The following is an 11,107-nucleotide window of genomic DNA, read 5'->3' as shown; positions in this document are numbered from 1 at the left end:
CCTCCTTGGACGAACCTACGAGTCCCGAGTCCTCACCCCTTAGGAACCCCCCACAAAAACCCCGTTAGGCTGACCCCCGTGAAGGTCCTCGTCATCGGTACCGGCGCCCGCGAACACGCCCTGTGCCGCTCCCTGTCCCTCGACCCCGACGTCAGCGCTCTGCACTGCGCCCCCGGCAACGCCGGCATCGCCGAGGTCGCCGAGCTGCACCCGGTCGACGCCCTCGACGGTGCCGCCGTGACCGCGCTCGCGCAGCGACTCGGCGTCGACCTCGTCGTCGTAGGCCCGGAGGCCCCGCTCGTCGCGGGCGTCGCCGACGCCGTGCGCGACGCGGGCATCCCGGTCTTCGGCCCGTCCGGGGAGGCCGCGCAGCTCGAGGGCTCCAAGGCCTTCGCCAAGGACGTCATGGCCGCGGCCGAAGTCCCCACCGCCCGCTCCTACGTCTGCACGACCCCCGAGGAGGTCGCCGAGGCCCTCGACGCCTTCGGTGCCCCGTACGTCGTCAAGGACGACGGTCTCGCCGCGGGCAAGGGCGTGGTCGTGACCAGTGACCTCGACGAGGCCAAGGCGCACGCGGCCGCCTGCGAGCGGGTCGTCATCGAGGAGTTCCTCGACGGCCCCGAGGTCTCCCTGTTCGCCATCACGGACGGCGACACCGTTCTGCCCCTCCAGCCCGCCCAGGACTTCAAGCGCGCGCTCGACGGCGACGAAGGCCCGAACACCGGCGGCATGGGCGCGTACTCCCCGCTGCCCTGGGCCGACCCCAAGCTGGTCGACGAGGTCCTCCAGACCGTTCTCCAGCCGACCGTCGACGAGATGCGGCGCCGCGGCACCCCCTTCTCGGGCCTGCTCTACGCCGGTCTCGCGATCACCTCCCGGGGCGTCAGGGTGATCGAGTTCAACGCCCGCTTCGGCGACCCCGAGACCCAGGTCGTGCTGGCCCGTCTCAAGACCCCGCTGGCCGGTGTCCTGCTCGCTGCCGCGAGCGGCAACCTCGAGGACCTGCCCCCGTTGCGCTGGAGCGAGGACGCCGCGGTCACCGTGGTCATCGCCTCGCACAACTACCCCGGCACCCCGCGCACCGGTGACCCGATCACCGGCCTCGACGAGGTGGCTGCCCAGGACGCCCCGCACGCCTACGTCCTGCACGCCGGCACCAAGCGGGACGGCGACGCCGTCGTCAGCGCCGGCGGCCGCGTCCTGTCGGTCACGGCGTCGGGCAAGGACCTCACCGAGGCCCGCGAGCGCGCGTACCGCGCGGTGACCCGCATCGGCCTCGACGGTTCCCAGCACCGGACGGACATCGCGGCGAAGGCGGCCTCCGAAGCCCGATAAGTCGAGCCCGAGAAGTCGAGCCCGATAAGTCGTACAGCCCCGAACAGCAAGTTGCGCGGCCCCGAACATCAAGTCGTACGGCCTCGAAAATCGGGGCGAACCGCCCGCCCCCGAACAACCCGATCGGCCCCGGATCCGTCTAAGGATTCGGGGCCTGATCTTTGCTGTACGTCATCCACCTTTCCCCAAAGCCATTCCATCGAGTGACCGGGGCGCCATACGGCTGACGGGGGCGCGGGGCCCAACTAGGGTGCGGCGCAAGCGGTCCGGCACTTGGCCCACCGGCATTGCGATGTCAGTGGCGGCTGCCACAGTGGGGGAGTGAGCAACGCCAGGACAGCTGGGCATTCAGGACCGCAGGGAGGGGGTGAGGTCCGGTCGTGACCGGAATCGGTGTGGAGGCAGGCGCGCAGGCCGCGCGCTCCCGGGCTCTCGCCGTGCTGCGCATCCGCAGCCGCGCGCTGGCCGTGGCGCTGCTGCCCGCGGCGGTCGCCGTGGTGCTGCTCGCCGGAGGTTCCACCGGGCATCTCGTGGGCGGGGTCTGGGACGTCGCCCGGCTGGTCATGAGCGTGCTCGGCGTGCTCGTGCTGCTCGCGGCCGGGGTCGTCGCCCTGGTCGTCGCCCGGGCCCGGCCGGCCGTCAGCCCGACGGTCGCGATCGCCGAGGAGGCCGCGCCCGACCTGTACCGCATGGTCCGCGACCTCGCCGACCGGCTGGACGTCCCCGCACCCTCCGCGATAGCGCTCACCCCGGACTGCGACAGCTGGCTGGAGGACCGCACCCACTCTGCCCACGGCCCGCCCCCGCAGGAGGGCCGGGACGACGAGATCGCGGGCGCCGGCGGCTCCCACCGGCGGGTACCGGCGGCGCCGGTCCTGGTCATCGGGTCGCCGTTCCTGTGGTGGATGCGCGTCGGAGAGCTGCGCGCGGTGCTCGCTCCCGTCGTCGCCGGTACGGGACCCTCGGCGCACCCGGACATAGCGGCGGCCCGCCGTTTCGTACGGGGTCTGGACGCAGCGGTGGCCGTCGGCTCCACCCCCGGGCGCTGCCCGCTCACCCGGGTGCTGTGCGCGGGCGTCGCCTCGGTGGCCCGCCTCATGCTGCGCGGCTGCCGGGAGCACGCGGCCCTCATGGAGCGCGGGGTCGCCGCGGCGGCCTCGGAGCGTGCACAGGCTGTGGACTACGGACTGAGGATCGTCGCGCAGGAGCAGGTGGGTCTGGCGTACGCGGGCTGGGACCGCCTTCTCACCCGGGTCGCGCTGCCCGCCTGGCGGATGGGGCGCTGGCCGTCCCGTCTGGACGCGGGCGTGGTGGCCGCTCTCACCGAGCTGTCCCGGCGTGACCGCCTGGCCGAGGGGTTCGCCTCCCGCCTGGGCGAGCGCCCGGCGTGCGACCTGCTGGAGGAGCCCGGCACGATCGACGAGGCCGCCTCCCTCCTTGCCGCCCGCCTCTTCCACGGCGGCCCCGCGGAGACCGGTCCGGACTGGGCCCCGGTGGACTGGCAGGAGTACCCGGAGGAGGTCGTGGACCGTAAGTGGCGGCTGGACGCGGCCCGCCTCCACCGAGTCCTGGACGCCCAGGGCGTGACCCACACCCGGGGCGCCACCGCGCCGGACTCCCACGCCCCCACCCTCGCCCGGGTCCTGACCCACCTCTCGGCCTCCCCCCACACGGTCCCGGAACCACCCCCGGCCCGACCGGCGGACCCGGCCCCCGATACCTCCCCGCCTGCCGCAGCACCCTCAAACACCTACGCAGCCCCCTCGAACACCCCCGCAGCCACCGACGGCGAAACCGCCCCGCAGGGGCCACCCGCAGCCGACGGCGAAACCGCCCCGCAGGGTCCACCCGCACCCGACGACGAAAGCCTCACGACGGGTACGGGCAGGCACGCAACGGCCGAAGGCGAAGCCGAGACGCTCGCCGCCGCACTCACCGCCGAGCTCGCCCGTGAGGAAGCCACCACCTCGCGGCCAAGCGGCACCCCCGAGACCACCCCCTGGGACGACACCGCGCTGCCCCTCTTCCCCCTCCAGCCACCCCGCACGGCCCGGGAACTCCTCACCGACCACGTCACCGCGATGGTCTGCTGCGCCGCGATCGACACCGCGGGCGCCACCCCCGGCCTGGACTGGCTCGACGGCCCGTCCCTCCTCATCAACGGCGAACGCGCGGCGGACCTCACCCCCCGCGTCCTCAGCCTCGTCGAGGACGGCGACCCCGCACCCCTGCGCGCCTGGCTGGTCAGGTCGGGGATACGCCCCGAGAAGCCGGTCCGCCTCGTCTGACCGATCCGGAAACCCTGCTTCCACTTTCGGTCAATTCGCAACGAATAGTGATAGTCCGCGTGCGGTATGTGATGTGCTGGGACCGATCGCGCACATGGCATGGGCACACGCCATAGGACAGACGCACAAAGCACCGGCACAGCACCAGCACCACACCACACGACCAAGGCACAGGCACAAGCACCGGCCAAGACGATCAACGGGGGCACAGGGAGGGGGAGCCACCATGGGCCCAGGACCGGAGCACATCCGCCGTTGGGAGTCAGGAGCACTCGCGCACGCCGTGACGGATCCTTTCGGCCAGGGCCCCGTCCCCTGGCTCCGCGGCACCGAGACCTACTTCGACGACACCGGCCAGGTGGTCCCCTGGTACGTCGAGTCGGACCCGGCCCACACCCCCAGGAAGGGCGCCCGAGTCCCCTCCCCCCGCACCGCCCCCACCGGCGGCGCCCCCCGTTCCGCGGACGACGTCCGCCGCCAGATCAAGGGCTTCACCTCCACCGGCGCGGTCGCCCCCGGCGAGGCCGTCGACTTCCACATCACCGTCGACCCGCCCCAGGAGTTCGCCGTCGACATCTACCGCATCGGCCACTACGGCGGTGACGGCGCGGCGAAGATCACCACCAGCCCCCGGCTCTCCGGCATCGTCCAGCCCCCGCCGCTGGCCGCGGACCGGACGGTCTCCTGCCACCACTGGTGGCTCAGCTGGCGCCTCCAGATCCCGTCGTACTGGAGCATCGGGGCGTATGTGGCGGTCCTCACCACCGCCGACGGCTACCGCTCCCACATCCCCTTCACGGTCCGCGACAACCACCCGGCGGACCTGCTGCTCCTGCTGCCCGACGTGACGTGGCAGGCGTACAACCTCTACCCGGAGGACGGCCGCACCGGCGCCAGCCTCTACCACGCCTGGGACGAGAACGGCCGGCTCCTCGGCGAGGCCGACGCCGCGACCACGGTCTCCTTCGACCGGCCCTACGCGGGCGCGGGCCTGCCCCTGCATGTCGGCCACGCCTACGACTTCATCCGCTTCGCCGAGCGCTACGGCTACGACCTCGCCTACGCCGACGCCCGCGACCTGCACGCGGGACACCTCGACCTCACCCGCTACCGGGGCCTGGTCTTCCCCGGCCACGACGAGTACTGGTCGACGGCCATGCGCCGCACGGTCGAGCGGGCCCGGGACAGCGGCACCTCCCTCGTCTTCCTGTCCGCCAACACCATGTACTGGCAGGTCGAGTTGGGCCCCTCGCCCTCGGGCGTCCCCGACCGCCTGCTCACCTGCCGCAAACGCAAGGGCCCGGGCAGGCCGGTGCTCTGGCGTGAAGTCGACCGCCCCGAGCAGCAGTTGGTCGGTATCCAGTACGCGGGACGGGTGCCCGAGCCGCACCCCCTGATCGTCCGCAACGCCGGCCACTGGCTGTGGGACGCCACCGGCGCCCACGAGGGCGACGAGATCGCCGGCCTGGTCGCGGGCGAGGCCGACCGCTACTTCCCGCGCACCCCGCTCCCCGAGCACGACGACCGCATCCTGCTCGCCCACTCGCCGTACGCCGACAGCGAGGGCGCCCTGCGCCACCAGGAGACGTCCCTCTACCGCGCTCCCTCCGGCGCCCTGGTCTTCGCCGCCGGCACCTTCGCCTGGTCCCCGGCGCTGGACCGCCCGGGCCATGTCGACCCCCGGGTCCAGCGCGCCACCGCCAACCTCCTGGACCGCATCTGCAAGCGTGACTGAGCTCACGTACAGGACCGAGCCCTGACCCCCGGTCCAAGGTCAGCGCCTCATACGGGACAATCGACCCGTTGGACATACCCACGGGGAGGAACCGTGTCCGGATTCGTAGAAAAGCCCGAGCCGCTCGAGGTTCCGGGCCTGGTGCACCTCCACACCGGCAAGGTGCGCGAGCTGTACCAGAACGAGGCGGGCGACCTCGTGATGGTCGCCAGTGACCGCATGTCCGCCTTCGACTGGGTGCTGCCGACGGAGATCCCCGACAAGGGCCGCGTCCTCACCCAGCTGTCCCTCTGGTGGTTCGACCAGATCGCCGACCTGCTGCCGAACCACGTCCTCAGCACGGACGTGCCGGAAGGCGCCCCCGCCGAATGGGCCGGCCGCACCCTGGTCTGCAAGTCGCTCCGGATGGTCCCCGTGGAGGCCGTCGCCCGCGGCTATCTCACCGGCTCCGGGCTCGTCGAGTACAACGACTCCCGTACGGTCTGCGGTCTCGCCCTCCCCGAAGGCCTCACCGACGGCAGCGAGCTGCCCGCCCCGATCTTCACCCCGGCCACCAAGGCCGCCGTCGGCGAGCACGACGAGAACGTCTCCTACGAGGAGGTCGCCCGCCAGGTCGGCGCGGACACCGCGGCCCAGCTGCGCCAGGCGACCCTCGCCGTCTACAGCCGGGGCCGGGACATCGCCCGGGACCGGGGGATCATCCTCGCGGACACCAAGTTCGAGTTCGGCTTCGACGGGGACACCCTCGTCATCGCGGACGAGGTCCTCACCCCGGACTCCTCCCGCTTCTGGCCGGCCGACCAGTGGGAGCCGGGGCACGCGCAGCCGTCGTACGACAAGCAGTTCGTGCGCGACTGGCTGACCTCGCCGGAGTCCGGCTGGGACAGGAAGAGCGAGCAGCCTCCGCCGGCACTGCCGCAGGAGGTCGTGGACCGCACCCGCGCCAAGTACATCGAGGCGTTCGAGCGACTGACGGGCACGAGCTGGTCGTAATGCGAAAGGCCCCCGGTGAGAACCGGGGGCCTTTGCCGATACAGAGCGAACGACGAGGTTCGAACTCGCGACCTCAACCTTGGCAAGGTTGCGCTCTACCAACTGAGCTACGTTCGCATGCGCCGTGGCGCGGGAACCACTATACCCAACCTCGCTCGCGTGCGAGCCGCACGGCCGCATGACGGTTCTCGGCCCCGAGCTTGGACACGGCCGACGACAGGTAGTTCCGTACGGTGCCCTGCGACAGCGCGGCCCGTTCGGCGATCTCCGCGACGGGCGCCCCGTCGGCGGCGAGCTCCAGCACCTCGGCCTCCCGCGCGGTCAGCGGCGAGTCCCCGGCGGAGATCGCGTCGGCGGCCAACTCCGGGTCGACGTAACGGTTTCCGGCGTGCACCGTGCGGATGATCTCGGCGAGTTGCTGCGCGCTGACGGTCTTGGGGACGAACCCGCGCACACCCGCCGCGAGAGCCCGCTTGAGATGTCCGGGCCGCCCGTGACTGGTGACGATCAGCACCTTGCACGACGGCAGCTCGGAGCGCAGCGATGTGGCGACCTTCACACCGTCCGCCCCGGGCATCTGCAAGTCGAGCACGGCGACGTCGGGCCCGTGCGCCCGGGCCATCGCCAGCGCCTCGGGACCGGTGGCCGCCTCCGCGACGACCGCCAGGTCGTCCTCCAGGGACAGCAGCGCGGCGAGCGCGCCCCGGATCAGATGCTCGTCGTCGGCGAGCAGCAGACGCACGGTCACGCGACCACCCCGTCGCTGACCATGCCGCCGCTGCCAACCACCCCGCGGCCGACGACGGCCGCCGCCACCGGCACCCGCGCCACCAGCCGGAACACGCCCTTGCCTACCGGTCCCGCCTCCAGCGTCCCGGCCACCGCGGCGAGCCGCTCCCGCAGGCCGGCGAGCCCGGACCCGCCGCTGCCCGACGCCGTCAGCGCCCCGTCGTTCTCCACGGTCAGCACCACGCGCCCCTCTTCCTTCCGTACGACCACCTCGCACCGCTTGGCGTCCCCGTGCCGCAGGACGTTGGTGGTGGCCTCCCGCACCACCCAGCCGAGCGCCGACTGCACCTCGGCGGGCAGCCCGGCCGGTTCCCCGGTGATCTCGCAGTCGATCCCCGCCGCGGTCAACACCCCTCGCGCTCCCGCCAGTTCGGCGCCCAGGTCGGCCTCCCGGTAGCCCCGTACGACATCCCGCACCTCGCGCTGGGTCTCCTGGGCGATCCGCTGCACCTCGGTCATCTGGTCCACGGCCTCCTCCCGTCCGCGCCGGGCGAGCTGCACGGCCAGCTCGCTCTTCAGTGCGATGACGGCGAGGTTGCGCCCCATCACGTCGTGCAGGTCCCGCCCGAACCGCAGCCGTTCCTCGGCGACGGCGAGCCGGGCACGGGTCTCGCGGGCTTCGTCGAGTTCGTAGACGGCGGTGAGCAGCCACACCGAGAAGATGGAGGTGAAGGCGAGGAACCCGGAGCCGAGCAGTACGCCCACCATCGCCGCGAGGGTCGCCGGCGCGGGCATCCCGAGCGGGAAGGCGATGACCCCCGCGCCCGCCGCGAACCCCGAGACGATGGCGAGGACCCGTTTCCGGGCCCGCACCCCGAGCGCGGTCACTCCCGCACCGAAGATCAGCACGACCGCGAAGATCCCGCCCGCCGCGGTGTCGACGTCCTTCCCGCCTGGTCCGTGTTCGGTGATCGCTACGGCCGTCACGGCGACCGCGAAGGTGAGCGTGCCGAGTATCCACAGCATGTGGACGGGCTGCTCGCGGCGGCCGCGCGTCCAGTCCAGTGCCCGGGACGCGGTCACGGCACAGGTCCCCGCGTGTCCGACCACCATCACCAGCATGAGGGCGGTCAGCCAGCCCGGCATCGCACCGAACAGCGGCAGCCCGACCGAGGCGACCTCGGCCAGCGCGAAGAAGTGGAACGACCACCGCGTGTACGTCTCGACCTTGGCCGGCGTGCTCTTCCGCCGCCACCAGCCCCCCGCCTTGCGCATGCTCACCCCGTACCTCAGCGCCTCGGTTCCCACCGGAACCACCGTCCCACAGCAAACACCGCGAGCACGGTCCAGGCCAGTGCCGTCCCGAGGGCGCCGAAGGCCTCGTACACCGAGAGCGTGCCCGACCAGCCACCGCGGATCAGGGTGATCACGGGGGAGAGCGGCAGCAGCTCGCACACCGACGCGAGCCGGTCGGGCAGCATCTCCAGGGGGACGGTGACGCCCGAGACGGTCATCGAGACCAGGACGAACGGCAGGGTGGTGACCTGCGCGCTCTCCACGGTCCGGGTCACCGTCGCCGTCACGGCCGCGAGGGCCGCGCACATCACCAGGCCCAGCAGCAGTCCCAGGACGGCGAACTGGGGTGCCCGCGGCGCGGGCAGGTCGAGCAGCACCGCGCTTCCCGCCGCGACCACCAGGGACTGCACCACCGCGGTCGCGCCGATCGGCAGCGCGGTCCCGCACAGGATCTCGACGTCCCGCGGCTCCCCGGTGCGCAGCCGCTTGAGCACCAGCTCCTCGCGGCGGGCGGTGTAGATCCCGACGAGGGCGGTGTAGACCCCGAACAGCAGGGAGAAGCCGATCGCGGCCGGCAGCAGCACCAGCCCGACGCTCAGGCCCTCCTTCTGGACGTCCATGCCGTCCACCACGGACCGCAGCGTGAACGGCAGTGCGAGCGGCACCAGCACGGCCGTCAGGAGCGTGGCCCTGCTGCGCCCGAGCAGCGTGAACTCGGCGCGGGCGAGGGCGCCGAGCCGCTCGGCGGGAGTAGTGAGGACGGCGCTCACGCGGCGCCCGCCTCGCGCGACGGGGGCCCTCATGCCGCGATCGGTGCCTGCGCCCCGATCCGGGCTTGTGCGGCGATCCGCGCCCACGCTGCGATCCGTGCCCGTGCCGCGATCCGCGCCCATACTGCGATCCGTGCTCATGCCGCCACCCCCTCACGCGCCGCGATCCCCAGGAACGCCTCCTCCAGCGACGCCGACCGCACATCGAGCCGCCGCAGCTCGACCCCGGCCCGTTCGGCCCAGGTCAGCAGCCCGGTGGCGGCCCGCTGGAGTTCGTGCGTCCGCAGCCGTACGACCCGTCCGTCGACCTCGTGCCCGGACACGCCGAGGCCCCCGAGCGGCGGCAGGTCCCCCACGAACCAGCCCTCCGGCAGTTCGAACGAGATCCGCGACGGCTGTGCGGCGGTCACCTCGTCCGGTGTCCCCTCGGCCGCGACTTGCCCCTCGTGCAGGATCGCCAGCCGGTCGGCGAGACCCTCGGCCTCCTCCAGGTAGTGCGTGGTGAGCAGCACGGTCGTGCCGCGCTCCCGCAGGTCCCGCACCAACTGCCAGGTGTCCCGGCGCCCTTCGGCGTCGAGCCCGGTCGTCGGCTCGTCGAGGAACAGCACCTCGGGGTCGCCGAGCAGTGCGAGCGCCAGGTCGAGGCGTCGCCGCTCCCCTCCGGACAGCTGCTTGACGCGTACGCCGGCCCGCCGGTCGAGCCCGACCAGTTCCAGGGCCTCCAGCGGCGGCCGGGCCCCGCTCACGCAGCCCGCCCACATCCGCGCGGTCTCGCCGACGGTCAGCTCGGAGGGGAAGCCGCCCTCCTGGAGCATCACGCCGGTACGCGGGCGTACGACGGCCCGCTCGGTGTACGGATCGTGGCCGAGGACGCGGATGCGCCCCTCGGTCGGCCGGGCGAGCCCTTCCAGGAGCTCGACCGTGGACGTCTTGCCGGCGCCGTTGGTGCCGAGCAGGGCGAAGATCTCTCCCCGTGCCACGGAGAAACTGATTCCGCGCACGGCCTCGAACCCGCCCCCGTACACACGCCGCAGGTCGGTGACCTCAATCACGTGTTCGTCGGTGTTCATGAACCCAGCGTCCCGGCGGACGGGGGGCGACAGCAGTGCGCGCTGTCACCACTCCGTGTGACAAATGTCAGAGGGTGCAGTGGGCAAGAAAAAACCCCGGTCCAGGGGACCGGGGTCTTCACTCAAGAGCGAACGACGAGGTTCGAACTCGCGACCTCAACCTTGGCAAGGTTGCGCTCTACCAACTGAGCTACGTTCGCATTGCCTCCGACCGGCTCTCACCGATCGGCGCGAGCACCATCCTACCTGATCCACAAGGGAGCAGGACCGGTGGTGCAGAGCGGGTGACAGGAATTGCACACTGCGCCTTCCTCCTGGAAGGAGGATGTTCTACTACTGAACTACACCCGCATGTACTCCGTGAGCTGGGCCTTTCGGCCTCGCCCCTCGGCGTGCTCCAGACTCTAGCTGACCGGGTGGGGTGCAACGCAAGTCGGTTGTCCCGAGGGGCGGGTGACCCGGCGTCGACCGGGAGCTACTGCGCCTCGGCGAACGCCTCGTAGACCTTCTTGGGGATACGTCCGCGCGCGGGGACGTCCATCTTGTTGGCCTGGGCCCAGGCCCGGACCGCCGCCGGATCGGGGGCGACCTCGGTCTGCTTGTACGCCTTGCCCGACCTCGACCGCTTGCGGCCGGCCTCCACGTAGGGCTCGAGGGCCGTACGCAGTTTCTTGGCATTGGCTTGATTCAGGTCGATCTCGTACGACTTGCCGTCGAGTCCGAAGGCGATCGTTTCCGCCGCTTCCGAGCCGTCGATGTCGTCAAAGAGAGTGACCACGACCTTCTGCGCCACGAATATCGGTCCCTTCGTACGGCACGTCAACAATTCATTTGTACCGTGCCAGACAATGCATTGTGAAGCTCGACTAAATCCTTCCGCGTGTCCGAGCG

General features: G+C 71.9%; 9 protein-coding genes and 3 tRNA genes. 4 read left to right on the top strand and 8 right to left on the bottom strand.

Annotation, left to right across the window (positions count from 1 at the left end; genetic code table 11):
* The first annotated feature begins 78 nt into the window (after nt 1-78).
* The 4 genes from purD (at nt 79) to H295_RS0103535 (ending at nt 6,351) form a co-directional block, all read left to right on the top strand.
* On the top strand, nt 79-1,335 hold the full coding sequence (gene purD, locus H295_RS0103550; RefSeq protein ID WP_020133964.1) for a phosphoribosylamine--glycine ligase: 1,257 nt from the start codon (nt 79-81) through the stop codon (nt 1,333-1,335).
* Nucleotides 1,336-1,715: 380 nt separating this feature from the next.
* Complete coding sequence (locus H295_RS0103545; RefSeq protein ID WP_020133963.1) at nt 1,716-3,623, top strand: hypothetical protein; 1,908 nt, start codon at nt 1,716-1,718, stop codon at nt 3,621-3,623.
* Between the two features lie 226 nt (nt 3,624-3,849).
* Complete coding sequence (locus H295_RS0103540) at nt 3,850-5,358, top strand: N,N-dimethylformamidase beta subunit family domain-containing protein (protein WP_028809007.1); 1,509 nt, start codon at nt 3,850-3,852, stop codon at nt 5,356-5,358.
* Nucleotides 5,359-5,451: 93 nt separating this feature from the next.
* Nucleotides 5,452-6,351 (top strand): phosphoribosylaminoimidazolesuccinocarboxamide synthase, encoded by a 900-nt coding sequence (locus H295_RS0103535; RefSeq protein ID WP_020133961.1) that lies wholly within the window; start codon nt 5,452-5,454, stop codon nt 6,349-6,351.
* A gap of 44 nt (nt 6,352-6,395) precedes the next feature.
* Here H295_RS0103535 and H295_RS0103530 read toward each other — a convergent pair.
* The 8 genes from H295_RS0103530 to H295_RS0103495 form a co-directional block, all read right to left on the bottom strand.
* Nucleotides 6,396-6,468, bottom strand: a tRNA-Gly gene (locus tag H295_RS0103530).
* 22 nt (nt 6,469-6,490) lie between these two features.
* Nucleotides 6,491-7,099, bottom strand: coding sequence for a response regulator transcription factor (locus H295_RS0103525; RefSeq protein ID WP_020133960.1), 609 nt, complete (start codon nt 7,097-7,099; stop codon nt 6,491-6,493).
* The gene (locus tag H295_RS0103520) at nt 7,096-8,355 is read right to left on the bottom strand and encodes a sensor histidine kinase (protein ID WP_043217085.1); all 1,260 of its coding nucleotides are present in this window, start codon (nt 8,353-8,355) and stop codon (nt 7,096-7,098) included. Before H295_RS0103520 ends, H295_RS0103525 begins: the two co-directional genes overlap by 4 nt.
* A 14-nt stretch (nt 8,356-8,369) precedes the next feature.
* The gene (locus H295_RS0103515; RefSeq protein WP_051135498.1) at nt 8,370-9,179 is read right to left on the bottom strand and encodes an ABC transporter permease; all 810 of its coding nucleotides are present in this window, start codon (nt 9,177-9,179) and stop codon (nt 8,370-8,372) included.
* A gap of 104 nt (nt 9,180-9,283) precedes the next feature.
* Nucleotides 9,284-10,216, bottom strand: coding sequence for an ABC transporter ATP-binding protein (locus H295_RS0103510; RefSeq protein WP_020133957.1), 933 nt, complete (start codon nt 10,214-10,216; stop codon nt 9,284-9,286).
* Nucleotides 10,217-10,343: 127 nt separating this feature from the next.
* Nucleotides 10,344-10,416: transfer RNA gene (locus tag H295_RS0103505), tRNA-Gly, on the bottom strand.
* 79 nt (nt 10,417-10,495) lie between these two features.
* Nucleotides 10,496-10,567, bottom strand: a tRNA-Gly gene (locus H295_RS0103500).
* A gap of 124 nt (nt 10,568-10,691) precedes the next feature.
* Nucleotides 10,692-11,009: a histone-like nucleoid-structuring protein Lsr2 gene (locus H295_RS0103495; protein WP_020133956.1), complete on the bottom strand. Its 318-nt coding sequence runs from the start codon at nt 11,007-11,009 to the stop codon at nt 10,692-10,694.
* Nucleotides 11,010-11,107: the final 98 nt, after the last annotated feature.

This window comes from Streptomyces sp. 351MFTsu5.1, assembly GCF_000383655.1.
Taxonomy (GTDB): Bacteria; Actinomycetota; Actinomycetes; order Streptomycetales; family Streptomycetaceae; genus Streptomyces; species Streptomyces griseorubiginosus.
This window is presented reverse-complemented; position numbering and strand designations above follow the sequence as displayed.

What these genes read in the sequence shown, in the direction of transcription:
- H295_RS0103540 (WP_028809007.1), top strand. Translation starts at nt 3,850, where the DNA reads ATGGGCCCAGGACCGGAGCACATCCGCCGTTGGGAGTCAGGAGCACTC.
- H295_RS0103520 (WP_043217085.1), bottom strand. Translation starts at nt 8,355, where the DNA reads ATGCGCAAGGCGGGGGGCTGGTGGCGGCGGAAGAGCACGCCGGCCAAG.
- H295_RS0103515 (WP_051135498.1), bottom strand. Translation starts at nt 9,179, where the DNA reads ATGAGGGCCCCCGTCGCGCGAGGCGGGCGCCGCGTGAGCGCCGTCCTC.
- H295_RS0103510 (WP_020133957.1), bottom strand. Translation starts at nt 10,216, where the DNA reads ATGAACACCGACGAACACGTGATTGAGGTCACCGACCTGCGGCGTGTG.